Genomic DNA, 24,671 nt, shown 5'->3' on the forward strand with positions numbered 1-24,671 from the left:
CCCTGCGAGCAGCGGCGCACACCGCCGGTTTCGGCGCCGCCCCAGGGGCACCACCGGCACGGCTCGTGCTCGGAACCACTCGCATCCCACAGAAGGTACCGGAGGGTCCCGCCGACTCCGGGCCGTGACGGGTCACGCATCGGACACAACCCGATATCAACGCTCCGTGATTCCGGTATGCCACAATCCGCGACATCCGTACGGCAGTCCGCCCCGCGCCGGGCCGTCATCGCAGGCAGTCGCGTCACCGGCCCTCCGTGGCCGGCAGTTCCGCCGCGAGCAGCTCCTCACTCTCCGTGCCGCCCCCCGCACGCCGGGTGCGCACCCAGGCCCGCTTCAGCAGCAGGTGGACGTCCGCCTCCCAGGTGAACCCCATGCCGCCGTGCACCTGGAGACAGTCGCGGGCGCCGCGCACGGCGGCCTCGTCGGCGAGCAGCCGGGCGGCGGCGATGTCGGCCGGATCGGCGGTGACGGCGGCCGCGTAGACCGCGGCACGGGCCACCTCGACCCGCACCAGCGACTCCGCGCACAGATGCTTGACGGCCTGGAAGGCACCGATCGGCTGCCCGAACTGCTCCCGCGCCCGGGCGTGTTGCACGGCCAGCTCGCACGCGCGCGTGGCGGTGCCGAGCTGCTCGGCGGCGGTGAGGAGGACCGCCACCGGGTCGGCACCCGGGTCGGCCGCCGGGTCGGCCGCCGGGCGGACCGGCACCTGGTGCAGGGGCGTCAGCGGGTCCACCGACCGCAGCGTCACGGCGTCCGAGGCGTTCCCGCGGACCACGTCCGCCTCCGCCAGCCACTCCACGAGGCCGCCGCGGTCGACGGCCGTGACGACGGTCTCCCCCTCGGCCGCGCCCGGCACGTCGCCCGCCGCGAGATGGGTGGCCCCCAGGGGGCCCGGCAGCAGCGCCCGGCCCGCCTCCTCGAACGCCAACACGGCCTCGGGCAGCCCGAGTCCGACCCCGCCGTCCGCCTCCGGCAGCCGGAGCGCGAAGAAGCCCGCCGCGCCCAGCTCCCGCCACAGCGCCCGGTCGAGGCCGGGCCGCTCCACGGCCGCCCGCAGCGCGTCCCGGCCGAAGCGCCGGGCGAGCAGCTCCCGTACCCCCCGCTGCAAGGCCTGCTGGTCGTCGGTCAGTTGGAAGCGCACGCAGATCTCACCGCCCCTTCGGCAGCCCCAGGATCCGTTCCGCCACGATGTTCCGCTGGATCTGCGAGGTCCCGGCCGCGATGGTGTACGACAGCGAGGACAGCCGGTCGAGCACCCAGGGCCGGTCGAGGTCGAGGGCCGCGTCGCCCAGGACCTCGGCGGCCGTGTCGTACAGCTCCTGACGGGCGTGCGAGTACCTCAGTTTGAAGACCGAACCCCCGACGCCGGGTGTCCCGCCGCCCGCGGCCCGGCTCACGTTCCACTGCGTCAGCCGCCACAGCGCCCGGAACTCCGCCTCCAGGCGGCCGAGCCGCCGCCGCAGCGCCGGATCGTCCCAGCGGCCGCTCCGCCGGGCCTCCCGGGCCACTTCGCCGAGCACCCGCCGGCAGGCGACGACCTCGCCCGCGAACGCCGTGCCGCGCTCGAAGGACAGGGTCACCATCGTCACCCGCCAGCCGTCGTTCTCCTCCCCGACCCGGTGGGCGACCGGCACCCGGACCTCGTCGAGGAACACCTCGGCGAACTCGGCGGACCCGGCGAGCGTCCGCAGCGGCCGTACGGTGATCCCCGGGGCGTCCATGGGCATCGCCAGCCAGGTGATGCCCTGGTGTCTGGCGGCCGTCGGATCCGTCCGCACCAACAGCTCGCACCAGTCGGCGACTTCCGCGTGGGAGGTCCAGATCTTGGATCCGCTGACCACGTAGTGGTCTCCGTCGCGCCACGCGCGCGTGCGCAGCGACGCGAGGTCGGAGCCGGCGTCCGGCTCGCTGAAGCCCTGGCACCAGACCTCCTCGCCGCGCAGGATCGGCGGCAGCCAGCGCTCGCGCTGGGCGTCCGTGCCCTCGGCGGCGATCGTCGGACCGGCGTGCAGCAGTCCGACGAAGCCGGCTCCCACATAGGGCGCGCCCGCCCTCTCCGTCTCCTCGAGGAAGATGAGCCGTACGGTCGGGGAGGCGTCCCAGTGCACGTGCGCGTACCCGGCGTCGTACAGCATCCGCTGCCAGCCGAGGTCGAAGGCTCGGCGCCCCGGCCAGTCGTCGGGGGACGGCTTCGGCGGGAGCGCGGGCAGCGTCCTGCCGAGCCAGTCCCGCAGCCGGGCGCGGAACTCGGCGTCCTCGGGGGTGTCCGAGAGGTCCATCAGGCGGCCGGATCCCGGTCGAGAGCCCGCCCGAGACCGCGGTCGAAGTCCAGGTCCAGCATGCGGATCGCGTTGCCCCGCATCAGCTTGTAGACCGTCTCGTCGTCGAGGCCCTTGACGTGGTCGAGGGCCACCTCCTTGGTGTGCGGGAAGGTCGAGTCGACATGCGGGTAGTCGGTCTCGAAGGTGGCGTTGTCGCGGCCGACCGCGTCCAGCGACGCCACCCCGTGCTTGTCGCGGAAGAAGCAGCAGTAGATCTGCCGGTAGTAGTAGGTCGACGGCGGCTCGGGGATCAGGTCCCGCACCCCGCCCCAGGCCCGGTGCTCCTCCCAGACGTCGTCGGCGCGCTCCAGGGCGTACGGGATCCAGCCCATCTGGCCTTCCGAGTAGGCCAGTTTCAGCGCCGGGAACTTCACCAGGACTCCGCTGAACAGGTAGTCCATCATCGAGGCCATGGCGTTGTTGAAGGACAGGGACGCCTGGACGGCGGGGGGCGCGTCGGGTGAGGCGGCCGGCATCTGCGAGCTGCTCCCGATGTGCATGTTGACGACCGTCCCGGTCTCCTCGCAGACCGCGAAGAACGGGTCCCAGTAGCCGGAGTGGATGGACGGCAGACCGAGGTGGGTGGGGATCTCGGAGAAGGTGACCGCGCGCACCCCGCGGGCGGCGTTGCGCCGGATCTCCGCGACCGCCAGGCCGATGTCCCACAGCGGGATCAGGCACAGCGGGATGAGCCGCCCTCCGCTGTCCCCGCACCACTCCTCGACCATCCAGTCGTTGTAGGCGCGCACACAGGCCAGCGCGACCTCCTTGTCGTGCGCCTCGGCGAAGGTCTGGCCGCAGAAGCGGGGGAAGGAGGGGAAGCACAGGGACGCCTCGACGTGGTTGAGGTCCATGTCCGCGAGCCGGGCCCCGGGGTCCCAGCACCCCCGCCGCATCTCCTCCCGGGTGATCCCCTCCAGGGTCATCTCGTCCCGGTCGAAGCCGACGGCGGCGATGTTGCGCTTGTACGGGAACTTCAGGTCCTCGTAGATCCACCAGTCGGTGGGCGGGCCGGCGGGGTCCATGGTGATCTGGTACTTCCCGCCGACGTAGGCCAGCTCGCCGATCCCGGCGGTGAGGGGCTGCGGCCCGCGGTCGCGGTACTTGCGCGGCAGCCAGGTCGCGAAGAGGTGCGCGGGCTCGATCACGTGGTCGTCGACGCTGATGATGCGGGGCAGTTCCGTCATGGGTCCCCTCCGGCCTGGGGTTCGTGAGCCACCGTTTCTGATGGACCGTCAGATAACGCTCCCCTGGAAGGCTAGTCCCGCGACTATGGACCGACAAGCCGACCGGCCCTACGCTCTGCCCACGATCTGACTGTCCGTCAGCTACATGCCCGACATCCGTCAGCCACCGGCAGGGGGCCGCCGTGAACGACATCGCCCATGAGCTGAGCGCGTCCCGCACCCTCTGGGAGCTCCTCGCCCGCCGCGCCGCCCTCACCCCGGACCGCCCGGTCCTGCTCCAGGACGACCGCCGCCTGACCTTCGGCGAGCTGCGCGCGTGGGCCGAACGCGTGGCGGCCGGGCTGTACGACAGGGGGGTGCGCCCCGGCACGGTCGTCGCCTGGCAGCTGCCCACCCGTCCGGAGACGGCCGTGCTGTCCTTCGCGCTGGCCCGCCTGGGCGCGGTGCAGTCGCCGGTCATCCCCTTCTACCGGGACCGCGAGGTCGGCTTCGCGCTGCGCGAGTCCCGGGCGGAGTTCTTCGCGGTGCCGGGCGTGTGGCGGGGCTTCGACTTCGGCGCGATGGCACGGCGGCTGGGCGCCAAGGGCGTCTTCGAGGCCTACGACGACCTCCCCGAGGGCGACCCGCGCGTACTGCCCCCGCCGCCCGCCGAGGGCACCTCGGTCCGCTGGATCTACTGGACCTCGGGCACGACCTCCGACCCCAAGGGCGTGCTGCACACCGACCGTTCCCTCATCGCGGGCGGCTCCTGCCTCGCCCACGCGCTGTGCCTGACCGCGGACGACGTGGGGTCGATGGCGTTCCCGTACGCCCATATCGCCGGCCCCGACTACACGGTGATGCTGCTGCTGTACGGCTTCCCGGCGGTGATGTTCGAGCAGTTCGCGCTGCCGGACGCGCTGGAGGGGTACCGGCGGCACGGGGTGACGGTGGCGGGCGGGTCGACGGCGTTCTACTCGATGTTCCTGGCGGAACAGCGCAAGCGGCCGGGGGTGAAGGTGATTCCCTCGCTGCGGCTGCTCGCGGGCGGCGGGGCGCCCAAGCCGCCGGAGGTCTATCACGCCGTGACCCGCGAGATGGGCGTGCAGCTCACCCACGGCTACGGCATGACCGAGGTCCCGATGATCACCATGGGATCGCCGGACGACACCGCCGAGAACCTCGCGACGACGGAGGGGCGGCCGCCGCGCGGGATGGAGATACGGATCGCGGAGGGCGGGGAGGTGCGGCTGCGCGGGGAGGCCGTGTGCCAGGGCTACCTGGATCCGGCGCAGACGGCGGAGGCCTTCGACGAGGAGGGCTTTCTGCGCACCGGCGACCTGGGGTACCTGACCGCCTCCGGACACCTGGTCCTCACCGGCCGGCTGAAGGACGTGATCATCCGCAAGGGCGAGAACGTGTCGGCGAAGGAGATCGAGGACCTGCTCGCCGCCCATCCGGGAGTCGGGGACGTGGCGGTGATCGGGCTGCCGGACGCCGAGCGCGGGGAACGGGTGTGCGCGGTGGTGGAACGGGCGCCGGGGGCCGGGGAGCCCACCCTGGAGGCGGTGACGTCGTATCTGCGCGCGGCGGGGCTGTCGGTGCACAAGCTGCCGGAGCAGCTGGAGGTGGTGGACGCCCTCCCGCGCAACGAGACGCTGCGGAAGGTGCTGAAGTACAAGCTGCGGGAGCGCTACGCCCGGCCGCCGGCGTGACGCCTACTCGGGCACGGTGAAGTGGCGGGCGAAGGCCGGGACGACGTCCGTCTCGCCGACCCTGCCGTCCCCGTCGGTGTCGAGGGCGGCGGCGATGCCGCGGGCGAGATCCTCCGGGACGCCCAGGACCCGCAGCACGCGCGCGGTGTCCTCGACCGCGGCCAGGCCGTCCCCGTCGCCGTCCGCGACGGCCAGGGCGGCGTGCAGGAAGGGGCGGGCGATCTCGGCGAAGCGGTCGGGGTTGTCGTGCAGGCGCTTGACCGCGCCGCCGACGAACTCGTCCCGGGTGATGCGCTGGTCGCCGTCCCGGTCCGCGATGCCCGCCATGCCCTGCCAGAATGCCTCCGCACCGGCGTACAGCGCCTGTCCCTTGTCGGAGCGGGCCGCCGTGCCGAACTCGGCGAGCAGCGCCTTGGCGGCCGCGCCGAAGTCCTCCCGGTCGATGTAGCCGTTGCCGTCCTGGTCGAAGGCGGCGAACCGGTCGGCGATCCTGCGTTCGTACTCGCTGGTGACCATGTCTCCTCCGGCCGCCTTACGTTCTCGCGTGGGGATGCTTCCGGCAGGGAGCGTACGACGACGACGGCGTTCCGGCAGCCGAAGGATGTCGTCTGTGCCAAGTCCGGGGAAATTTCGGTACAGCGCTGTGGCACAGCCACGGTGTGATCGACTGTCGGCGTGGAGGCAGTGGCGGCGAGCGTCATAGCGGTGCTGGGGACCCTGCTGGGCGCGGGCCTGACCCAGCGGTTCCAGTTGCGGACGGTGGAGCGCACCGAGCGGTTCACCCGCGACGAGAAGCTGCGCCAGGAGCGCATGGACGCCTACGGCTCGTACGCCGGGGCACTGGTGAACTACCGGCGCGCTCTGGTGCACCGCTGGTTCCGCGAGCGCGAGGGCGGCTCCCCCGAGGAGGTCACGGAGAACCGGATGGCGGGCTACCAGCTGCGGTCCGTGGCCCAGGAGGCGCTGTTCCGGGTGCAGATGCTGTCGCCGGACGAGGCACTCGTGCAGCGGGCGTGGCAGGCCCTTCTGGAGATCGACCTGGTGCACAAGGCGGCGGACCGGGAGGCCTTCGACGCGCTCCGGGACGACACCCGTGAGCAGATCAGGGCTTTCGTGTCCGCCGCGAAGGACACGCTCGAACTGCCCTGAGTCCGCCCCGTGCCTCACGCCGAGAGCGGCTCCGGGCCGTCCTCGGCGACGGCCTCCGCGAGGTCGCCGTACACGTCGAAGAGGCGCCGGACGCCGAGCGCGCCCAGGACGCGGTTGACGTGGGAGTCGTCCGCGGCCCCGCGCGCGGGCAGGATCAGGCGCAGCCGGCCCCGGCAGGACCGGATGAGCCGGCGGGCGGCGATGAGCACACCGACGCCGCTGGAGTCGCAGAAATACACCTCGGAGAGGTCCAGGACGAGACGGTGGCGGCCCTCGGCCACCTCGTCGTGCACCCGCTGACGCAGCACCGGCGACGTCATCAGGTCCAGCTCGCCCGACACATGGAGCACGGCCCAACCGCCCCGCTCGCCGCCGGTCACTTTGAAGGCCACCACCACGCCTTTCGCTCGCCGTAAACGGAAGCCGTCCCTTCGCTTCCTTGCAGCGCGGCTGCCCAGCGGCCGTGCCCCGAAACGCCGACGGAAAAACAGAAAACAAGGGGAAGAGGCTTGTTTTCGTCATATCCGGTCCTGTTCGATCCACATCAGTCAGAGATGTGTCGCACTCGATCCGGCTTGGCCGGGAGGAGTCCGGGTAGGCACGGCCCAATACCACCGCCCGGCCGCTCAGGGGCGCACATTGGAACAAAGGGGCGTGCGTTGTCGTACGTGCCGACTACATTCGAGGGGACGGTGGACGCATGCTGGGCAGAGGCACGGGCACGGTGAGGGGGCCGCATGGCGAAGAAGGACGCACCGCCCCGCTGGGACCGCAGGATGCAGCAGCGACTCGCGCGCGGTGAGGCGGCCGCCCTGGGCGAGCTCTACGACCGGTTCGCTTCGCTCGTGCACGGCCTCGCCCACCGCGTGCTCGGAGACGAACACGCGGCCGACCGCGTGACCCGCGAGGTCTTCGCCCACGTCTGGCAGCACCCCGACGCCTACGACCCCCGGCAGAGCCCCCTGCGCACCTGGATCGCCGCGCTGACCCACCGCCTCGCCGTGCAGCGGCTGCGCGCCACCGAGACCGCCGCGCTGGCCGAGGGCGGCCCCGGCTCCACCGAGGAACTGGAGCTGAAGGTGCGCCACGCCTCGGTCGCCGCCCGCGCCGACTACATCGTCCAGGCCATGCCCGCCCCGCTGCGCGCCGCCCTGGAGCTGGCCTACTTCCAGCGCCGCGACTACCGCCAGACCGCCGCCGACCTCGGCGTCACCGAGGACGAGGCCCGCCGCCGGCTCCGCCTCGGCCTGCAACTGCTGTCCACGGCCCACGACGCCCCGTCCCCCGGGGCCCCGCCCGAGTACGGGGGTGCGGCGTGAGCGGCACAGGCCGGTCCGAGGCGTTCGACGACAAGGACGAGGAGAACGACGAGAACGAGCAAGGCGGGAAACAGCGGAACGGGTCAGCGGAGATGGCGCACGAGGAGGACCAGGGCAGGGTGGACGGCTCCGGCGGCACCGCCGACCGCGAGGACCACGGCGGGGACGGCGGCGGGGCGGACGGCGGCGGTGTGCCCCCGTCGCCCTCTCCCGACGGCCGGCCCCGCATTCCCCTCCCGCGCGCCTCCGTCGAGGACACCGGGCTGCCGCTGCCCGCGCTGGAGGCGCTCGACGCGGCGGAACCGCTCCGCCTGGAGCACCCTGTGCTGAAGTCCCTGCTGGGCGCGTGGGCGCTGGCCGCCTGCTCGGCCGAGGAGACGGCGGCCGTCGAGGACCACCTCGGCAGCTGCGGCCCCTGCGCGGACGAGGCCCGGCGGCTGCGCGAGGCGGTCGGGCTGCTCCAGCGCCCGGAGAGCCTCGACCTCGACCCCGGTCTGCGCACCCGCGTCCTGGAGGCCTGCCTGGAGCGCCGCCCGCCGCGCATCCCGGTACCGGCGTGGGCGGCCTCGTACGACGCCGAGACCGCGCGGCTGGACGCCCTGCTCCAGGACTTCGGGGACGCCGAGTGGCACGCGCCCGTGCGCCTGCGCTGGTTCCGCGGCGAGGGGGCGGCCACCCGCCGGACCACCGTCGCCGGGGTCATCGCCCATCTCCTCGCGGTGGACGGCCTGATCGCGGCGGCGCTCGGTCTGGAGGACCCGCTGGGCACGGGCGACGACGACAAGGCCGCCGACCGCCTCCGCACCCCCGCCGAGCGCACCGAGGCGTTCTGGGAGGCCTCGCACTTCCCGCCCACCCGCTCGGTGCGCGGCCCCTGGCGCGAACAGACCCACGCGCTCGTGCGCACGGTCTCCTTCACCGGCACCGGCCCCGGCACCCTGCCGGTCTCGTACGGCGACTTCGAGCTGCCCCTGCGGGACGCGATGCTGGACCGGGCGTTCGAGTGCTGGGTGCACGCGGAGGACATCGCGGACGCGGTCGACTACCCGTACGCGCCGCCCGCGCCCCGGCATCTGCGCGGCATGATCGACCTGGCCGCGCGGATGCTGCCGCAGGTCCTCGCCGCGCGCCGGCGCGCGGGGCTGGCCGCCCCCGCGCCGGGCGCCCGCCGTCTGGTGAGCGCCGGCAGCCCCGGCCGCAGTCTGCGCCTGGAGATCGAGGGGGACGGCGGCGGCCAGTGGCTGATCCCCCTGGACTCCCCCGGAGCGGTGGGCTCCGCCGAGCACGAGGTGGCCCATGTGGCGCTGGACGACGTGGAGTTCTGCCGGCTGGCCGCGGGCCATGTGCCGCCGGAGGAGGCGGCGGCCGGGCAGCTGGGCGACCGGGAGGCGATCAGGGACGTGCTGTTCGCGGCGGCGTCGTTGAGCCGGATGTAGGGGCTGGGTGCGGTGCCTGGGCGGGTGCGGGCGGTCGTGGGCCGTGCGCGCAGTTCCCCGCGCCCCTGAAACGCACGTGGGCTGTCAGGGGCGCGGGGAACTGCGCGACCAGCCACAGACCACCCGCACCCGAAACACAACTCTCCGCCGCGCTAGGCGAAAACGACCGTCCGGCGCCCGTTGAGGAGGATGCGCCGCTCCGCGTGCCACTTCACGGCCCGCGCCAGCGCCTGGCACTCCACGTCCCGCCCGACCGCGACCAGCTGGTCCGGGGTGGCGTCGTGCCCCACCCGCTCGACCTCCTGCTCGATGATCGGCCCCTCGTCGAGGTCGGCGGTCACATAGTGCGCCGTCGCGCCGATCAGCTTCACACCCCGCGCATGCGCCTGGTGGTAGGGCTTCGCGCCCTTGAAGCTCGGCAGGAACGAGTGGTGGATGTTGATGATCCGCCCGCTGAGCTGCTTGCACAGGTCGTCGGAGAGCACCTGCATGTACCGCGCCAGGACGACCAGCTCGACGTCGTTCTCCCGCACGATCTCGAGGAGCTTCCCCTCGGCCTCGGCCTTCGTCTCCTTCGTCACCGGGATGTGGTGGAAGGGAATGTCGTACGAGCCCACCAGCTCGGCGAAGTCGGTGTGGTTGGACACCACCGCCGCGATCTCCACCGGCAGCGCGCCGATGCTGGCGCGGAAGAGCAGGTCGTTCAGGCAGTGCCCGAACTTGCTGACCATGAGGACGATGCGCATCTTCTCGTCGGCCCGGTTGATCTGCCAGTCCATGTGGAAGGAGTCGCCGATCGCCGCGAAGCTCGCGCGCAGCTTGTCCACGGTCTGCGGCGACTCGGCCGAGAAGTGGACGCGCATGAAGAACAGTCCCGTGTCGTGGTCGCCGAACTGCTGGCTGTCCTCGATGTTGCAGCCCGTCATGAACAGGTAGCTCGACACGGCGTGCACGATGCCCTGCTTGTCCGGGCAGGAGAGGGTGAGGACGTACTGGTCGGCGGGGGTCGCCGCGGCTCGGGCGGACTGCTCACTCATGCCCCACAGGGTCTCACGTCCCCGCCGGGCGGGCGGAACTCCGTCCGCAGGGCGGACCCGCGCGGGAGCACCGGGCCGACCGAGCGCGGGACCGTCAGGCCGAGCGCGTCATGATCCGCAGGACTTCCAGCGTGCGCGGCGGCGCGTCCGGGTCCTCGCCGTCGGCCACCGCCATCCGCACGTGCGCGTCCCGCGCCGCGTGCACGGCCTCGGGCCAGCCGGCGTGGTCCATGTAGGCGGAGACGGGCGCGTCCGGGCCGACCTGGTGCATGATCCGCAGGACGCGCAGCACGGCGGTGTCGACGAGGGCCGCCTCCTGCGAGTCGCGGAAGATCGTGCCGACGTACTTCTCGGCGGACCAGTTGTCCAGCCAGGTGTCCTCGACCAGACGGTAGACGGCGTCGGTGACGTCGCCGTATCCGTCGAGGCCGGCCAGCCAGACGTTCTGCTGGAAGACCGGGTCGGAGAGCATGTGCAGCGCGGAGCGCACATTGCTGCGCCAGCGCCACCACGGCATGTCGTTGAGTGGCATGCCGCCCATGGTGAACGAGCGACGGCCGCGACGGGAAGAGTTCTCCGAACCTTGCACGGTCATCGATCGTACGTTTTCCCGTCACAGGGGCCTCACGGACCCCTGCAATTCACCCTCACGTCACCGCCCGTTGACCGAGGGTCACTCCCGGGTTAGGGATGTGACGGAATCGTGCTTGTCCATGAGCGGCAGTCGACGCACCTCCACGCGAAGCACCTTCCTCCCCGGGTTTCTCCGCAAGTCGGGCTCCCTCAGAGCCTCCGCCCTCGCGGCCTGTGCGTCACTCACCGCCGGATGCGGGGTCGTCCCCGGTGTCACGGGGGGCTCCGGGGACGACTCGATCGTCGTGATGACCTGGGCGCCCGCGGGCACCGGCGCGACGAACAAGCCCGGCATGCCCGCCTTCGCCCGCGCCTACGCCCGCTGGATCAACGCCGAGGGCGGCATCAACGGCCGTAAGCTCACCGTCCTGACCTGCAACGACCACAACGACGCGGTGTCCGCGGCGGCCTGTGCCCGGCGCGCGGTCAAGGAGCACGCGGTCGCCGTGGTCGGCTCCTACAGCCAGCACTCCGACGCCTTCTTCCCGCATCTGGAGGGCGCCGGCATCCCCTACGTCGGCGGCTACGGCGTCACCAACGCCGAGTTCACCAGCCCGCTGTCCTACCCCGTCAACGGCGGCCAGCCCGCCCTCCTCGCCGGCCTGGGCAAGGTGCTGGCCGACACCTGCGCCGGGCCCGTCGCGCTGGTCCGCCCCGACACCATCGCGGGCGACGTGCTGCCCCCGATGCTCGACGCGGGTCTGAAGGCGGGCGGCCACGGCAGGTCCGCGGACCAGCGGGCGGCGGAGGACGCGACCGAGTACTCCGGGCAGGCCGAGGACGCGCTGAAGGCGGCCGCGAAGGGAACGGCGGGCGACGGGAGGGGCTGCGTGGTGCCCGCGCTGGGCGACCGCAACAGCACCTTCATGGACTCCTTCCGCCGCAGCCGCGCCGACTACCCCGCCGTGCGCACCGGCACCGTGCTGGGCAGCGTCGACCAGACCCTCATCGACGCCAGCGGCGGCCGGTCCGGGCCGTACGAGGGGGCGTACGTCACCGGCTGGTACCCGGTGGCGAGCGACGAACGGTGGGACGGCATGAAGAAGGTGATCAACGAGTCGGCGTTCACCGACACCAGCATCGACCCCGCCGACACCGGCGTGCAGACCACCTGGATCGCCTACGACGTCCTGCGGCAGGCCCTGGAGTCGCTGGGCGACGGCGAGGTGACCGCCAACACGGTGCGCGAGGCCCTGAGCAGCGGCCGGAAGTTCACCACCGGCGGACTCACCCCCACCCTGCTGTGGAAGTTCACCAACCCGCTCGCCGCCATCGGCCTCCCCCGGCTCGTCAACGCCGACGTGACCGTGCAGCAGGTGCGGCAGGGCCGGCTGGTGGCCGCCCGGAAGGGCTTCGTCGACGTGACGGACACCATGGCGGACGCGGACCTGGACTAGGGGGTGTTTCGAAAGTCCTGTGCGGTGCCCGCGGTGTCCGGTGCGGCGAGGGTGCGTGCCGGGCGCCGCGGGTGCTGTGCGGGACTTTCGAAACACCCCCTAGGCCCTGCCCGCCGCCCCGGTCACCCCCGGGGCCGCGGGGGTCACAGCTGGGTGGGCTGGCGCTGCGTCAGGCCGTAGGTCTTGGCGATCGCGTTCCACAGCTGGGCCGCCCGGGTCTTCTGGGCGCTGGCGGTGCCGCTCTCGCGGTTGCCCTGCTGCGTGGAGGCGGTGGTGCGGGCCGTGCCCTTCTTGCAGGCCTTCTTCCTGTTGCCGGCGACCTCGTCGGCCCAGGCCGCGTAGTGGTTGTCGGCGGCCGCGGAGGCCTGCCACGCCTTGGTGAGGGCGCTGGTCAGCGCGGCGTGGTCAGGCAGCTTGTCGACGGCGAGCCCGGACAGCTTCGTCACCAGCTCGGTGCGCTGCCCGGCCGCCGCCCGCAGGTCCGAGGCGGCCTGCGCGAGGTTGTCGCAGGCCTTCACGTTCGCCACCGCGGCGATCACGCTGGCCCGGCTGCTGCCGCTGTCCGCGAGCAGCTTGTCCAGGGCGACCGCCTGCTGCTCGGCCGCGTCGGAGGAGGCCGAGCCTTCCGTCGCGGGCGCGGACGCGGCGACGGTCGTGTTGCCGTCGCCCTGGTCGTCGTCCTCGCCTCCGCCGGCGAGCAGCGCGCCCGCGCCGACGCCGACGACGGCGAGCGCGACACCGATCGCCGCGAACAGCGGGATCCGGGAGCCGGTACGGCCGCCGCGGCCACCGTGGTCGTCGTCACGCGCCGGGGGCGCGTACGACGGCTGCTGGGCGCGCGCGGCGGGTCCCGCGCCGTAGCCCTGCGGGGCGCCTCCGTAGCCCGGGGGCTCCGGCTCGGAGATACGCGGCAGCTGCTGCGTGGCGCCGGCCGGGCCGTCACCGGCCGGGCCGCCGCGGAAGAGGTTCTCGAACCCCGACGGCGGCTGTCTGTCCCCGGACTCCGGGTAGCCCTGCGCGGGCACGGGCGGGATGTACTGGGTGGCCTCGGCGTCGGCGTGCGAGGCGCCCGGCACCGGGCCCGGGTGGTGGTGTCCGCCGGTGCCCAGGAAGTGCGTCGACTCGGCCGGCGCCTCGGGCGGCAGCGCGCCCGGTCCGACCGGCGGGATGTACTGCGTGGCCCCCTCGTCGGCACCGCCCGGCGCGGGGCCGGAGGCGGAGACCGGCGGCAGGAACTGGGTGCGGCCGTCGTCGACCGGCGCCGCCTGGACCGGCGGTATGTACTGGGTGGCCCCCTCGTCGACGGCCGGCGGCAGCGGCACACCGGGCGCGCCCTGGCCGTACGACGGCTGGGGCACGTGGGCTTGCGCGGGGTCCTGGCCGTACGACGGCTGGGGCGCGTGCGCCTGCGCGGGGTCCTGGCCGTACGACGGCTGGGGCGCGTGGGCTTGCGCGGGGTCCTGGCCGTACGACGGCTGCGACACGTGGGCCTGGCCGTACGGCTGCGGGGGCGCCGCCGACGGGGCACCCTCGGGCGGGAGCGGGCCCGCCCCCCACGCGTCCGGCTGCGGGGTGCTCCACTGCTGCTGCGGCCGCTGGTCGGCCGGCAGCGGCCAGCCGCCCTGGTCCTGCTGCTGGGCCTGCGGCTGCTGGTCGGGGCCCCACGGCCCGCCCCAGGTCTGCCCGCCGGCCGGTGCCTGCTGCCCGTACGTCTCAGCCCCGTACGGCCCGGGCTGGGGGTTCGGCTGCTGCGGGGCCGGCCGGGAGCCGCTCGTCGTCATGCCCGGGAGCAGCGGCTCGCCACCGTCCGAGGGCAGCACGATGCCTTCGCGCGCGGGCCGCGCCGAGGGCTCCTCGCCCTGTCCACTCTGCGTCACCGGGACTCCTACGAATGGGGGACTTGCGGAATCGTCGGCTCACGCTACCGGGTCCCCGGAACCCCGTGCCACGCAGCTCAGGACGTGACCTCCCTCCCAGTGACGTCCGCAACACATCCGGAGCGCCGTGCGCGGTGCCGTGGCGCGCGTACGGGATCCGTCCCGTTCCCCGTACGTTCACGCAGCGGCGCCCCGTCCGTTCACGCGGCGGCCTGCAGCTCCAGCCGCGCCCCGAACTCCCTTACCACCGGCTCCTCCTGGTACGGCTCCAGCCGCTGCTGGAGATCGTCCAGGTACTCCGCGCCCCGGTTGGAGCGCAGTGTCTCCAGGAGTTCGACCGCCTTGAGCCCCGTGTGACAGGCCTGTTCGATCTCGCGCTGCTGCACCTGCGCGGTGGCGAGCAGGACGTACCCGATGGCCCTGCGCCGCGCCCTGCTCTCCGGATGCCCGGCCAGGGACTGCTCGGCGCACCGCGCCGCCGCCTCGGCGTGGCCCAGGTCGCGGTGGCAGTGCGCCAACTCGTCGGCCAGATAGGCCTCGTCGAAGTGCGCGATCCACGCCGGATCGTCGCCCGAGGACGGATCGGCGGCCTCCAGCGCGGACAGGGCCCGCCCGGACGCCAGTTGCGCCGCCCGTACGTCGCCCATCAGGGCGTGGCCGCGCGCCTCCGCCGCGAGGAACATCGCCTCCGCACGCGGGGTCACACGCCCCCGCGCGCCCTCCTGCGCCGCCCGCGCCAACTGGGCGATCTCGCGCGGGTTTCCGAGCTGGGCGGCGAGATGGCTCATGGACGCGGCGAGGACGTACCCGCCGTAGCCGCGGTCGCCCGCCGCCTGCGCCAGACGCAGCGCCTGGATGTAGTAGCGCTGGGCCAGGCCCGGTTGGCCGGTGTCGACGGCCATGTAGCCGGCGAGCTCGGTCAACCGGGCCACGGCGGCGAAGAGTTCACGGCCCACCGCCTCCCGGTAGGAGCCGGCCAGCAGCCCCGAGACGACGCTGTTGAGGTAGTGCACGACGACCGGGCGGACATGCCCGCTGCCGTACTGGTGGTCCAGGTCGACCAGCGCCTGGGTCATCGCCTTCACCGCCGCCACGTCGGACGGGCCCACCCGCGGCCCCGCCGAACGCGCCACCTGGGCGTCGGGCGAGGAGATCAGCCAGTCGCGGCTGGGCTCGACCAGCGCCGAGGCGGCGACGGACGAACCGGAGAGGAAGTCGCGCCGGCCCACGTCGCTGCGCCACAGCTCGCAGACCTGCTCGATGGCCCCCAGCACCGTCGGCGAGAACTGGAGACCCACACCGGAGGCGAGGTTCTTGCCGTTGGCCATGCCGATCTCGTCGATCGTGACCGTACGGCCGAGCTTGCGGCCCAGGGCCTCGGCGATGATCGCCGGGGCGCGTCCGCGCGGCTGCTGCCCGCGCAGCCAGCGGGCCACGGATGTCTTGTCGTAGCGCAGGTCGAGACCGTGCTCGGCACCGCACATGTTGACGCGGCGGGCGAGCCCGGCGTTCGAGCACCCCGCCTCCTGGATGAGCGCCTGCAGCCGTTCGTTCGGCTGCCGCGCGACTAGAGGCCTTGCGGCCATGGGCACTACCCCCTGTGGTGTTCCGCACCGAAGAGTTCCGGCCGAGAAGATCGATGCCCCGGGAACAGAGCGAAAATGCGAGGCATGTGCGGATTGCCGAGTATTGCCGGGTTACCGGCGGAAGCCCGCCCCCCGTCGGTGGCTACCCGCTCCCGCGCCCGTTCCTGCCGCGCGCCCCCGTCCGTGCACCCGTGCGCCCCGAACGCCGAATCGATGCTCCTCCCCCGCGCACAGGGGCGGGCGTAACCCCCGGTGACCGCTAGAGTTGTGCTCATCGTGGAAGAGACCATCGCGGGCGCCGAAGCCACTCATATCCCGAAGCAGCGCGGGGAATCGCTGCTCGAGACCGCTGTTCGCTACGCCGAGGAACGTCACTGGGACGTCGTCCCCGGCACCTGGCTCGAAGCCGTCGGCGGGGTGCAGCACTGCTCCTGCGGCGACGCGGTGTGCACGGCGCCCGGGGCGCATCCGGCGCGGCCGGACTGGGCGGCCCAGGCGACGGGCAGTGCGACCGTCGCGCGCCGGATGTGGCAGAAGCAGCCGGCCGCGTCGATCCTGCTGCCCACCGGGCGCACCTTCGACGCGATCTCCGTCCCGGAGACGGCCGGGTTCCTCGCGCTCGCGCGGATGGAACGGATGGAACTGACGCTCGGGCCGGTGACCTTGACGCCCGACCGGCGGATGCGGTTCTTCGTGCTGCCGGGTGCGTCGGCCAAGGTGCCCGAGCTGGTACGCAAGCTGGGCTGGTCGCCGGCCGCGCTCGATCTCGTGACGCTGGGCGAGGGGGCGTATGTCGCCGCGCCGCCCACGCGGTTCGGCTCCCGGGGTGCCGTGCAGTGGGCCTGCCGGCCCACCGCCGCGAACCGGTGGCTGCCGGACGCGGAGGAGCTGATCTCGCCGCTCGCCTATGCGTGCGGCCGGGACCGGTAGCCCCACCGGGGCCCCTTCCCCGCCGTAGGGTTCGGGCATGACGTCCGTGCGTGTACGTGATCTCTGGAAGCGGTTCGGGCAGCAGGTGGCCGTTGCCGGGATCGATCTCGATCTGCCCGCCGGGAAGTTCATCGGGCTCGTGGGGCCCAATGGAGCCGGGAAGACCACGACCCTCTCCATGGTGACCGGGTTGCTGCGGCCCGATCAGGGGTCCGTCGAGGTGGTGGGGCACGACGTGTGGCGCGACCCCGTCGAGGTGAAGGCGCGGATCGGGGTGCTGCCGGAGGGGCTGCGGCTGTTCGAGCGGCTCTCGGGGCGGGAACTGCTCGGGTACAGCGGGCGGTTGCGCGGGCTGCCGGGTGCCGAGGTCGACCGGCGGGCCACGCAGTTGCTCGACGTCCTCGATCTCGCCGGGGCTCAGCACAAGCTCGTCGTCGACTACTCGACCGGTATGCGGAAGAAGATCGGGCTCGCCTCCGCGCTCCTCCACAATCCCGAGATCCTCTTCCTCGACGAGCCGTTCGAAGGCGTCGATCCCGTCTCCGCGCAGACCATCCGCGGGGTGCTGGAGCGGTACACCGCCTCCGGCGCCACCGTCGTCTTCTCCTCCCATGTGATGGAACTCGTCGAGTCGCTGTGCGACTGGGTGGCCGTGATGGCGGCGGGGCGCATCCGGGCCCACGGGCCGCTGGAGGAGGTGCGCGGGTCGGCTCCCTCGCTGCAGCGGGCGTTCCTGGAACTCGTCGGCGCGCAGGGGCGGGACACGGGATCGGATCTCGACTGGCTGGGCGGCGGGACGGCCCGGTGAGCGGGGTGACCTCCGCGCCGGGGCTCGTCTCCGTCGTCGTACGGCTGAAGCTCTCGCTGCTGCGGAACGGGCTCCGGCAGTCCGGCGGGCGGCGGGCCGCGTACGCCGCCTCGGCCGGGTTCACGCTGCTGTTCGCGGCGCTCCAGCTGACCGGGCTGATCGCGCTGCGGGGGCACGCGCACGCCGAGTCGGTCGTGGTGCTGCTGGTGGCGGTGCTGGGGCTGGGGTGGGCGGTGATGCCGCTGTTCTTCCCCGGCGGGGACGAGACGCTGGATCCGACCCGGCTGGTGATGCTGCCGCTGCGGCCCCGGCCGCTGGTGCGGGCGCTGCTGGCGGCCTCGCTGGTGGGGATCGGGCCGCTGTTCACGATGCTGATGCTGGTGGGGTCGGTGGTCGCGGTGGCCCACGGGGCGGCGGCGTACGTCGTCGCGGTCGTCGCCGTGGTCCTGGGGCTGCTCGTGTGCGTGGCGCTCGCGCGGGCCGTCGCCACCGCCAACGTCCGGCTGCTGACCAGTCGGCGCGGGCGCGATCTGGCGGTGCTGAGCGGGCTGGTCATCGCGGTGGGCGCGCAGGTCGTCAACTTCGGCGCACAGCGGCTGGGCACGACCGGGCTCGGGCAGCTGGATCCGGTGGCGGACGTGCTGCGGTGGCTGCCGCCGGCCTCGGCGGTGGGCGCGGTGGACTCGGTGAGCGAGGGGGCGTACGCCGTCGCGGCCGCGCAGCTCGCGCTCAGCGCCGGGGCGCTGGCGGGGCTCGTCGGCGTGTGGGCGCGGAGTCTGACCCGGCTGATGACCTCGCCGGACGGATCGACGCTGCGGACCGCCGAGCGGGACACGCCGGACCGGCGCGGCGCGGCGGGGTGGACGCGGCTGCTGCCGGGCGGACGCACCGGCACCGTCATGGAACGCGGCCTGCGCTACGTCTGGCGCGACCCCAAGACCAAGGCGGCCTGGGTGACGTCGCTGGCGATCGGGCTGATCGTGCCCGTGTTCAACGCGCTGCAGGGCACCGGCTCGCCCTACTTCGCCTGCTTCGCCGCCGGGATGCTCGGCATCCAGATGTACAACCAGTTCGGGCAGGACACCTCGGCGTTCTGGATGGTCGCGATGACGATCTCCTCGTCCCGGGACGCCTACGTCGAACTGCGCGCGCGTGCGCTCGCGCTGCTGGTGATCGCCCTGCCGTACGCGACGCTGGTGACCGTGGTGACCACCGCGCTGCTCGGGGACTGGCCGAAGCTGCCGGAGGTGCTGGGGCTGTCGCTGGCGCTGCTCGGCGCGATGCTGACGACCGGCGCCTGGACGTCGGCCCGCTTCCCCTACTCGATACCGCAGGAGGGCTACAAGAACGTCGCCCCCGGACAGACCGGGCTCGCCTGGATCTCGGTCGTCGGCGGGATGGTCTCGGCGGCTCTGCTGTGCGCGCCCGTGATCGCGCTGACGATCTGGCTGAACGTCAGCGCGGACGGCGACGCCTGGAGTTGGCTGCTGCTGCCGGGGGGCGCGGCGTACGGCACGGCGCTCACCCTGCTGGGGCTGCGCCTGGCGGCGCCGAGGGTGGCGGAGCGCCTGCCGGAGATCCTGACGGCGGTGAGCAAGGGCTGAGGCGACCTCCGGCGTACGGCGCCGGCGGGCGGGCCGGCGCACGAGGAGGCGCCCGCCCCTACCGCGCGAGCACCCCGTCGAGGAACGGCTCGATCGCCGCACGCCATCCCTCGGGCTGGTCGTAGTGCACGAGATGTCCCGCGTCGGCCACCTCCGCGTACTCGCCGAGCGGCAGCACCCGCACCATCTCCTGGGCCTCGGCCCGCCCCAGCTCGCCGTCGAGGCCACGGACGACGAGGGCCGGGCAGCGGACCTGGGTCAGCTCCTCCCAGTGGGCGTCGTAGACCCAGGTCTCGCGGGACTTCAGCATCTGCTCGGGTTCGAAGACGGGCCGCCAGCCGTCGGGGGACTCCTGCATCACCTCGGCGTAGAACGCGCCGCGGGAGGGGTTCGGGCGCTCCACCCAGGGGTCGTCCTCGCCGAACCACTTGCGGACGTCGGCGAGGGTGGCGAAGGGGAGGGGCCAGGACTTGAACCAGTCGGCCCACTCGCGCTGCGAGGCCGAGCCGAGCGCGGAGGCCCGCATGTCGCAGATGACCACCCCGCGCACCAGGTCGGGGCGTTTCGCGGCGAGCTGCCAGGCGGTGAGGGCTCCCATGGCGTGGCCGATGAGGACCGCCGGGGCCAGGCCGAGCTGTTCGAGGGCTGCCTCCGCGTCCTCGACGTACGCCTCGCGGGTGAAGGCGGCCTCGGGGGGCTTCTCGCTCTGGCCGTGGCCGCGCTGGTCGAGGGCGACCGCGCGATGCCGCTCGGAGAGCCAGCGGGCGGTGGAGGCCCAGTGCGAGGCCCGGCCCATCAGCCCGTGCAGTAACAGGACGCCGGAGGTCCGCTCGGGCCCGGACCCGGGCGGGGCGAGCCCGTCCCGCCCGCCGGTGGACTGGGCCGGGATCACGGCGTCCGTCCCGCTCCTGGGCGGGTCGCCCTTGGGAGGGTCGCCGAACTCCCAGGCCGCCAGGCGTACGCCGCCCGCCCCGGTCACGTCGATGCGTCGCGCCATGGATCCTGGCACCCCCCTAGCCGTCGTACCGCTGTGCTGCCGATGCCTCAGTGCTGTCGTCTCTCACCCGCAGGCTATCGAATGCCCTTTCGAGAAACGCACTCTCCGCGACCAACACCCCTCGTTCGAGTGACCCCCCTCCAGGAATGATCGCCGTCGGCGGGGGGAGATCTTCAACGGGAGGCGGACCGCTCGGGGAAACCGGTCCGACGGGAACGACCCTGAGAGCTCGGGGCTCCGGGTCGTGACAGGGGAGGACAGGCCCCGGTGCCACACGGCACCGGGGCTCTCCACTGTTCTGCGGCACACCATCCCCGCCCCCTCAGGTCATATGCCTCACGCGACAGCGTGGCACGGGAAGCGCCGACGCGCTGCCGTTCGACACAGGGAATCTGCGATTCGACGAGATCGACAGGGCGCCACAACTTCCCCATGGCTCCCAGGAGTTGAACATTGCTCAGCCTTTGCGGCGAGCCCGGCGGCCGACACCGCCGGCCGGAGCCCGGCGCCCGGCGGAGCTCAGCGCTTGGCGACGAACACGTGGGACGCCACGTCCGACTCCAGCTCCGCGGCCTCACCACCGCTGCCGACCAGCACACCGCCCGCCGACTCCGTCACGCTCACCACCGAACCGGGCTGCACGCCCGCCCGGCGCAGCGTGTACATCAGCTGGGCGTCCGTCTGGATCGGCTCGCCGATACGGCGCACCACGACCGTCTTGCCCTCCAGCCCCGGCGCGAGCTCGGCCAGCGAGACCATGCCCTCGTCCAGGAACGGATCGGCGCCGTCCTTCTCGCCCAGCTCCTCCAGACCGGGGATCGGGTTGCCGTACGGCGACTCGGTGGGGTGACGCAGCAGCTCCAGGACGCGGCGCTCCACGGCCTCGCTCATCACGTGCTCCCAGCGGCACGCCTCGGCGTGCACCTGCTCCCACTCCAGGCCGATCACATCGACGAGCAGACACTCGGCCAGGCGGTGCTTGCGCATCACGCGGGTGGCCAGTCTGCGGCCCTCGTCCGTCAGCTCCAGGTGGCGGTCGCTGGCCACCGCGACCAGACCGTCGCGCTCCATCCGCGCCACCGTCTGGCTCACCGTCGGCCCGCTCTGGTCGAGCCGCTCGGCGATACGGGCGCGCATGGGGACCACACCTTCCTCCTCCAGCTCGAGGATGGTGCGGAGATACATCTCCGTGGTGTCGATCAGTCCGGACATTCGTGTGCCCCTCGATTGGATCTGCCGGAGGCTCGACGGCTCTCCGGCGCGTGCGCTGGCCCTGGCTTCAATTCTGCCGGATACCACTGACAACCGTGCCGCGCCATGGAAACGAGGGGGTCGCACCACGCCTCGCGGCCCCGCGGTCGGCCGTATTGACACCGCACTGGTCCAGACCGCACGGTGATCCGCGACACGGACACCTCCGGCCACGGCGAAGGAGCCCCCTCGGATGAGCGACCGCAGCGACCACCAGCTCGCCGCCCGGTTCTTCGACGCCGCGATCGGCCTGCTGCGGCGGGTCCGCGACGAGGAGACCGAGGCCGTGGAGGCCGCCGGCGCCCTCCTCGCCGACACCGTGGCCGCCGGCGGCCGCCTCTTCGCCTTCGGCGCCGGCCACTCCTCGCTCGCCGCCCAGGACATCGTCTACCGCGCGGGCGGCCTCGCCCTGATGAACCTCCTCGCCGTCCCCGGTGCCGTCGGCGTCGACGTCGTGCCCGCCACCCTGGGCTCCGCCCTGGAACGCGTCGACGGCCTCGCGAGCGCCGTCCTCGACACCTCCCCGATCCGCGCGGGCGACGCCCTGGTGATCATCTCGCTGTCCGGCCGCAACGCCCTGCCCGTGGAGATGGCCCTCCACGCGCGCGACCTCGGCGTGAAGGTCATCGGCGTGACCTCGGTGGCCTACGCCGCGCAGACGAAGCCCCGGCACGCCTCGGGCACCTTCCTCAAGGACCACTGCGACGTCGTACTGGACTCGAAGATCGCCGTCGGCGACGCCGAACTCACCCTCGACAGCGTCCCGGCGCCCTTCGCCCCCGCCTCCACGGTCGTCACCTCGGCCCTTCTCCAGGCCGTCATGGCCACGGCGGCCGGCTCCCTCGCCGACCGCGGCATCGAGCCCCCGCTGCTGCGCTCCGGCAACGTCGACGGCGGCCACGACTGGAACGGGCGCGTGATGGAGGAGTACGGCGACCGGATCTTCTACCGGCGCTGACCGGGGCCCCGCGGGTCCCGCGTCAGGCGTCCTCGTCCCGCTCCAGCAGGTCGGCCAGATCCAGCGCCGCCGCCATGCGCCCGGCGACGTCCTCGGCGTACGTGGCGTCGGAACGCTCGAAGGAACTGCGGCCGGCACCACGCAGAAACGTCACCACACCCAGCGTGCGGCCCCGGCTGCGCAGCACCGCGCACAACGCGTGCACGGTGTCCTCCGGCCACTGCCGCGCCCGCGCCCACTCCCGCGCCTCCTCCGCCGCCACGCTCCCCGCGCCGGCCCGCACCGAACCCGCCCGCGCGACGCACTGCAGCGCCGGATGGCCCTCGCCGTAACGGACGGGCAGACCGGCGTGCCCGGTCAGCGCGCTGGGGCCGGGACCGCCGGACGGGGTGGCCGCCACCCGGACCAGCCGCAGCGGCCCGCCCGTCGGTTCCCCGTCGGCCGCCGCGCCACCCGCGACCCGGTCGATCAGGGCATGGTCGGCGAACCCGGCGAGCGCGAAGTCGAGGTGGACGGTGGCCGCCTCGGCGGGATCCTCGCACTCGGCCGCCGCGCGGGCGGCCCGGTGCAGCTGGTTGGTGCGGAACCGCAGCAGGGCCGCCTCCTGCTCGCCCTGCTTGGCCTCCGTGACGTCCTGGAACAGCCAGCCGACACCCAGCGGCACCGGCTCCTCCGCGAGCGGCGAGGCCAGCCGCAGAAAGCCACTGCGCCAGCAGCGCCGCCGCTCGCCCTCCGGGGTGCGCACCCCCACCCACATCTCCGCGGGGGCCGGCGGGGCCCCCTCGGCGAGGACGTGCGTCAGCGCGTTCTCCAGCTCCTCCACGCCCCGGGTCAGCAGCTCGCCCAGCGGACGTCCCAGCACCGCCGTGCGCCCCGTCCCCAGGGCGCGGGCCGCATGCGCGTTCACCACGGCGGGACGCAGATCGGCGTCGACCAGGACGACACCCCAGGACGCGTCGTCGAAGAGGGCCTCGCTCAGGGCGATGGAACGCTCCAGGTCGATCTGCGCGTGCACCTCGCTGAAGGCGCAGTACAGGCCGGCCGGCTTGCCGTCGGGCCCCGGGACGGCGGCGGACTGGGTCCGCACCAGCACCCGGCCCCCGTTCTTGGTCAGCAGCGCGAACTCGTGCACCTGACGGCCCGGCGCGTGCATCGCGGCCATCAGCCGGCTCTCGACCTCCTCCGCGTCCGCCTCGCGCACCGCCCAGCCCGCGAAGCCCTGCCGGCCGACGGCCTCCGCCGCGCTCCAGCCGAGGATGCGCTCGGCCTCCCGGTTCCAGTGGGTGACGACCCCGTCGGCGTCGAAGGCGCACAGGGCCGCGTCCATGCCGTCGAGCAGCGCGGCGAGAAGGTCCGCGCCGTCGGGGCCGTCCGGCCGCTCGGGCTCGTCCGGCCCCAGCTCGTCGGTGGTCCCACTACGCCGGGAAGCACTCACCTGGACCCCCTGCAGGTTCGCTCACGTGCCCTCATTCAACTCGAACGTGACGCAGCCCACATACGGTTCCCGCAAGATTGCAGGGGAATCGTTGTACGGCCGCCGTCAGGCCGGAACGGGCATCAGCCGCAGGTCGACCCATTCCGCCGTCTCCCCGTCCAGCACGTACCGCTCGACCTCGGTGAACCCCCGCGCGCGGGCGAACCGCAACCCGTCCTCGTTGACGGCCAGCACACACGTCTCGACCGCCCGGGCACCCAGGGCCCGCGCCTGCGCGAGGACGTGCTCGTAGAGCGCCGTCCCGTACCCCCGCCGCCGGAACCCCGGCAGCACCCGCGCGATGACCGTCACCACCGCGTCCTCGCCCTGCGGCGGCCGCACGGTCGCACAGCCGACCAGGACGTCACCGGCGTACGCGTTCTCCAGCCGGTTGCGCCCCGCCCGCGCCCGCACCTCGTCGAGGGACAGCGCGGCCGGCGGCACGATCACATTGTGGACGTGCCGCCACTGCTCCAGCGCGGCGTCGCCCACGGCCTGCTCCACACGAAGATCGGTCACGGCAGCAGCGAACCGTTCCGCCATGCGCGCGTCAACCTGTTTGCGCCCGTCCCGAGCCACGCCGCGCGTCCACCTCGATCTCGATCCTCATCCGGGGATCGGCGAGCCCGCACACCACCATGGTCGCCGCGGGCCGCGCCCCGCCGAACGCCCGCCGCAGCACCGGCCAGCAGGGCTCGAAGTCCTCCCGCCGCGGCAGCAGGTACCGCACCCGCACCACGTCCGCGACGTCGCACCCCGCCTCCGCGAGCGCCGCCCCGATGTTCCGCACGCACTGCTCGGCCTGTTCGACGACGCCGTCCGGGAGGGTCATGGACGCGTAGTCGTACCCGGTGGTCCCGGACACGTACACCCGGTCCCCGTCGACCACGGCCCGGGCATAGCCGATCTGCTCCTCGAACGTGGAGCCGCTGAGAATCACACGCCGCTCGGTCATGGCCGGAACGGTAGAAGGAGCCGCGGCCATACGTCCAATAGCCGTACGCCGC

General features: G+C 73.3%; 23 protein-coding genes. 9 read left to right on the forward strand and 14 right to left on the reverse strand.

The annotated features are described in order from the left end of the window. Positions 1-244: 244 nt before the first annotated feature. Genes ACFY2L_RS28800 through ACFY2L_RS28810 form a run of 3 tightly spaced genes read right to left on the reverse strand, consistent with a single transcriptional unit; the run spans position 245 to position 3,514 of the window. Positions 245-1,147 carry an acyl-CoA dehydrogenase family protein gene (locus tag ACFY2L_RS28800; RefSeq protein ID WP_390823850.1) on the reverse strand — a complete coding sequence of 301 codons (903 nt, stop codon included), beginning with the start codon at positions 1,145-1,147 and terminating at the stop codon, positions 245-247. A gap of 7 nt (positions 1,148-1,154) precedes the next feature. Then, positions 1,155-2,285 (reverse strand): acyl-CoA dehydrogenase family protein, encoded by a 1,131-nt coding sequence (locus tag ACFY2L_RS28805; RefSeq protein ID WP_390823851.1) that lies wholly within the window; start codon positions 2,283-2,285, stop codon positions 1,155-1,157. Next, positions 2,285-3,514 carry an amidohydrolase family protein gene (locus ACFY2L_RS28810; RefSeq protein ID WP_390660388.1) on the reverse strand — a complete coding sequence of 410 codons (1,230 nt, stop codon included), beginning with the start codon at positions 3,512-3,514 and terminating at the stop codon, positions 2,285-2,287. The genes ACFY2L_RS28805 and ACFY2L_RS28810 overlap by 1 nt, the downstream gene beginning before the upstream one ends. Positions 3,515-3,696: 182 nt before the next feature. Here ACFY2L_RS28810 and ACFY2L_RS28815 point away from each other — a divergent pair, with 182 nt between their 5' ends. Further along, positions 3,697-5,208, forward strand: coding sequence for a class I adenylate-forming enzyme family protein (locus ACFY2L_RS28815; RefSeq protein WP_390823852.1), 1,512 nt, complete (start codon positions 3,697-3,699; stop codon positions 5,206-5,208). Positions 5,209-5,211: 3 nt separating this feature from the next. On the opposite strand, the gene ACFY2L_RS28820 is transcribed toward ACFY2L_RS28815, so the two are convergent. Further along, positions 5,212-5,724, reverse strand: coding sequence for an EF-hand domain-containing protein (locus ACFY2L_RS28820; RefSeq protein ID WP_390660390.1), 513 nt, complete (start codon positions 5,722-5,724; stop codon positions 5,212-5,214). Positions 5,725-5,883: 159 nt separating this feature from the next. On the opposite strand from ACFY2L_RS28820, the gene ACFY2L_RS28825 reads away from it, so the two are divergent. After that, complete coding sequence (locus ACFY2L_RS28825) at positions 5,884-6,357, forward strand: hypothetical protein (RefSeq protein WP_390660391.1); 474 nt, start codon at positions 5,884-5,886, stop codon at positions 6,355-6,357. A 14-nt stretch (positions 6,358-6,371) separates the two neighbouring features. Here the strand turns inward: ACFY2L_RS28825 and ACFY2L_RS28830 are convergent, their stop codons facing one another. After that, complete coding sequence (locus tag ACFY2L_RS28830) at positions 6,372-6,755, reverse strand: STAS domain-containing protein (protein ID WP_390823853.1); 384 nt, start codon at positions 6,753-6,755, stop codon at positions 6,372-6,374. A 339-nt stretch (positions 6,756-7,094) separates the two neighbouring features. Here ACFY2L_RS28830 and ACFY2L_RS28835 point away from each other — a divergent pair, with 339 nt between their 5' ends. Next, positions 7,095-7,676 carry an RNA polymerase sigma factor gene (locus ACFY2L_RS28835; RefSeq protein WP_390660393.1) on the forward strand — a complete coding sequence of 194 codons (582 nt, stop codon included), beginning with the start codon at positions 7,095-7,097 and terminating at the stop codon, positions 7,674-7,676. A gap of 92 nt (positions 7,677-7,768) precedes the next feature. Beyond that, positions 7,769-9,112 carry a maleylpyruvate isomerase N-terminal domain-containing protein gene (locus ACFY2L_RS28840; protein ID WP_390823910.1) on the forward strand — a complete coding sequence of 448 codons (1,344 nt, stop codon included), beginning with the start codon at positions 7,769-7,771 and terminating at the stop codon, positions 9,110-9,112. A gap of 152 nt (positions 9,113-9,264) precedes the next feature. Here the strand turns inward: ACFY2L_RS28840 and purU are convergent, their stop codons facing one another. Together purU and ACFY2L_RS28850 are read right to left on the reverse strand one after the other, a co-directional pair. Then, positions 9,265-10,149: a formyltetrahydrofolate deformylase gene (purU, locus tag ACFY2L_RS28845; RefSeq protein WP_390660394.1), complete on the reverse strand. Its 885-nt coding sequence runs from the start codon at positions 10,147-10,149 to the stop codon at positions 9,265-9,267. A gap of 94 nt (positions 10,150-10,243) precedes the next feature. Beyond that, complete coding sequence (locus tag ACFY2L_RS28850; RefSeq protein WP_390660395.1) at positions 10,244-10,744, reverse strand: hypothetical protein; 501 nt, start codon at positions 10,742-10,744, stop codon at positions 10,244-10,246. 118 nt (positions 10,745-10,862) lie between these two features. On the opposite strand from ACFY2L_RS28850, the gene ACFY2L_RS28855 reads away from it, so the two are divergent. Then, positions 10,863-12,179, forward strand: a complete 1,317-nt coding sequence (locus tag ACFY2L_RS28855; protein ID WP_390823854.1) for an ABC transporter substrate-binding protein — start codon at positions 10,863-10,865, stop codon at positions 12,177-12,179. 143 nt (positions 12,180-12,322) lie between these two features. On the opposite strand, the gene ACFY2L_RS28860 is transcribed toward ACFY2L_RS28855, so the two are convergent. Beyond that, on the reverse strand, positions 12,323-14,056 hold the full coding sequence (locus tag ACFY2L_RS28860; RefSeq protein ID WP_390823855.1) for a hypothetical protein: 1,734 nt from the start codon (positions 14,054-14,056) through the stop codon (positions 12,323-12,325). A gap of 200 nt (positions 14,057-14,256) precedes the next feature. Next, positions 14,257-15,642, reverse strand: a complete 1,386-nt coding sequence (locus tag ACFY2L_RS28865) for a transcriptional regulator (RefSeq protein ID WP_390660398.1) — start codon at positions 15,640-15,642, stop codon at positions 14,257-14,259. A gap of 267 nt (positions 15,643-15,909) precedes the next feature. Here ACFY2L_RS28865 and ACFY2L_RS28870 point away from each other — a divergent pair, with 267 nt between their 5' ends. The 3 genes from ACFY2L_RS28870 to ACFY2L_RS28880 are packed head-to-tail and all read left to right on the forward strand — an operon-like array spanning position 15,910 to position 18,984. After that, positions 15,910-16,572 (forward strand): bifunctional DNA primase/polymerase, encoded by a 663-nt coding sequence (locus ACFY2L_RS28870; RefSeq protein ID WP_390823856.1) that lies wholly within the window; start codon positions 15,910-15,912, stop codon positions 16,570-16,572. Between the two features lie 37 nt (positions 16,573-16,609). Then, entirely contained in the window at positions 16,610-17,380 is a 771-nt protein-coding gene (locus tag ACFY2L_RS28875; RefSeq protein WP_390660400.1) for an ABC transporter ATP-binding protein, read from the forward strand. Further along, positions 17,377-18,984 (forward strand): transporter, encoded by a 1,608-nt coding sequence (locus ACFY2L_RS28880; protein ID WP_390823857.1) that lies wholly within the window; start codon positions 17,377-17,379, stop codon positions 18,982-18,984. The genes ACFY2L_RS28875 and ACFY2L_RS28880 overlap by 4 nt, the downstream gene beginning before the upstream one ends. A 58-nt stretch (positions 18,985-19,042) precedes the next feature. Here the strand turns inward: ACFY2L_RS28880 and ACFY2L_RS28885 are convergent, their stop codons facing one another. Further along, on the reverse strand, positions 19,043-19,981 hold the full coding sequence (locus ACFY2L_RS28885; protein ID WP_390823858.1) for an alpha/beta fold hydrolase: 939 nt from the start codon (positions 19,979-19,981) through the stop codon (positions 19,043-19,045). A 519-nt stretch (positions 19,982-20,500) separates the two neighbouring features. After that, a complete protein-coding gene (locus tag ACFY2L_RS28890) occupies positions 20,501-21,193 on the reverse strand; it encodes a metal-dependent transcriptional regulator (RefSeq protein WP_390660403.1) in 693 nt (230 codons plus the stop codon). A 232-nt stretch (positions 21,194-21,425) separates the two neighbouring features. Between ACFY2L_RS28890 and ACFY2L_RS28895 the strand changes: the two genes are divergently transcribed. Then, the gene (locus ACFY2L_RS28895) at positions 21,426-22,190 is read left to right on the forward strand and encodes an SIS domain-containing protein (protein WP_390660404.1); all 765 of its coding nucleotides are present in this window, start codon (positions 21,426-21,428) and stop codon (positions 22,188-22,190) included. A 22-nt stretch (positions 22,191-22,212) separates the two neighbouring features. Here the strand turns inward: ACFY2L_RS28895 and ACFY2L_RS28900 are convergent, their stop codons facing one another. The 3 genes from ACFY2L_RS28900 to ACFY2L_RS28910 form a co-directional block, all read right to left on the reverse strand. Next, positions 22,213-23,625, reverse strand: a complete 1,413-nt coding sequence (locus ACFY2L_RS28900) for a PAS domain-containing protein (protein WP_390660405.1) — start codon at positions 23,623-23,625, stop codon at positions 22,213-22,215. Between the two features lie 105 nt (positions 23,626-23,730). Continuing rightward, positions 23,731-24,183 (reverse strand): GNAT family N-acetyltransferase, encoded by a 453-nt coding sequence (locus ACFY2L_RS28905; protein WP_390660406.1) that lies wholly within the window; start codon positions 24,181-24,183, stop codon positions 23,731-23,733. A 31-nt stretch (positions 24,184-24,214) separates the two neighbouring features. After that, positions 24,215-24,619 carry a RidA family protein gene (locus tag ACFY2L_RS28910; RefSeq protein ID WP_390660407.1) on the reverse strand — a complete coding sequence of 135 codons (405 nt, stop codon included), beginning with the start codon at positions 24,617-24,619 and terminating at the stop codon, positions 24,215-24,217. Positions 24,620-24,671: the final 52 nt, after the last annotated feature.

Source organism: Streptomyces sp. NPDC001381, assembly GCF_042895685.1.
GTDB lineage: Bacteria > Actinomycetota > Actinomycetes > Streptomycetales > Streptomycetaceae > Streptomyces.

What these genes read in the sequence shown, in the direction of transcription:
- ACFY2L_RS28850 (WP_390660395.1), bottom strand. Translation starts at nt 10,744, where the DNA reads ATGACCGTGCAAGGTTCGGAGAACTCTTCCCGTCGCGGCCGTCGCTCG.
- ACFY2L_RS28910 (WP_390660407.1), bottom strand. Translation starts at nt 24,619, where the DNA reads ATGACCGAGCGGCGTGTGATTCTCAGCGGCTCCACGTTCGAGGAGCAG.
- ACFY2L_RS28810 (WP_390660388.1), bottom strand. Translation starts at nt 3,514, where the DNA reads ATGACGGAACTGCCCCGCATCATCAGCGTCGACGACCACGTGATCGAG.
- ACFY2L_RS28820 (WP_390660390.1), bottom strand. Translation starts at nt 5,724, where the DNA reads ATGGTCACCAGCGAGTACGAACGCAGGATCGCCGACCGGTTCGCCGCC.
- ACFY2L_RS28855 (WP_390823854.1), top strand. Translation starts at nt 10,863, where the DNA reads ATGAGCGGCAGTCGACGCACCTCCACGCGAAGCACCTTCCTCCCCGGG.
- ACFY2L_RS28865 (WP_390660398.1), bottom strand. Translation starts at nt 15,642, where the DNA reads ATGGCCGCAAGGCCTCTAGTCGCGCGGCAGCCGAACGAACGGCTGCAG.
- purU (WP_390660394.1), bottom strand. Translation starts at nt 10,149, where the DNA reads ATGAGTGAGCAGTCCGCCCGAGCCGCGGCGACCCCCGCCGACCAGTAC.
- ACFY2L_RS28805 (WP_390823851.1), bottom strand. Translation starts at nt 2,285, where the DNA reads ATGGACCTCTCGGACACCCCCGAGGACGCCGAGTTCCGCGCCCGGCTG.
- ACFY2L_RS28895 (WP_390660404.1), top strand. Translation starts at nt 21,426, where the DNA reads ATGAGCGACCGCAGCGACCACCAGCTCGCCGCCCGGTTCTTCGACGCC.
- ACFY2L_RS28875 (WP_390660400.1), top strand. Translation starts at nt 16,610, where the DNA reads ATGACGTCCGTGCGTGTACGTGATCTCTGGAAGCGGTTCGGGCAGCAG.
- ACFY2L_RS28890 (WP_390660403.1), bottom strand. Translation starts at nt 21,193, where the DNA reads ATGTCCGGACTGATCGACACCACGGAGATGTATCTCCGCACCATCCTC.
- ACFY2L_RS28840 (WP_390823910.1), top strand. Translation starts at nt 7,769, where the DNA reads ATGGCGCACGAGGAGGACCAGGGCAGGGTGGACGGCTCCGGCGGCACC.
- ACFY2L_RS28835 (WP_390660393.1), top strand. Translation starts at nt 7,095, where the DNA reads ATGGCGAAGAAGGACGCACCGCCCCGCTGGGACCGCAGGATGCAGCAG.
- ACFY2L_RS28885 (WP_390823858.1), bottom strand. Translation starts at nt 19,981, where the DNA reads ATGGCGCGACGCATCGACGTGACCGGGGCGGGCGGCGTACGCCTGGCG.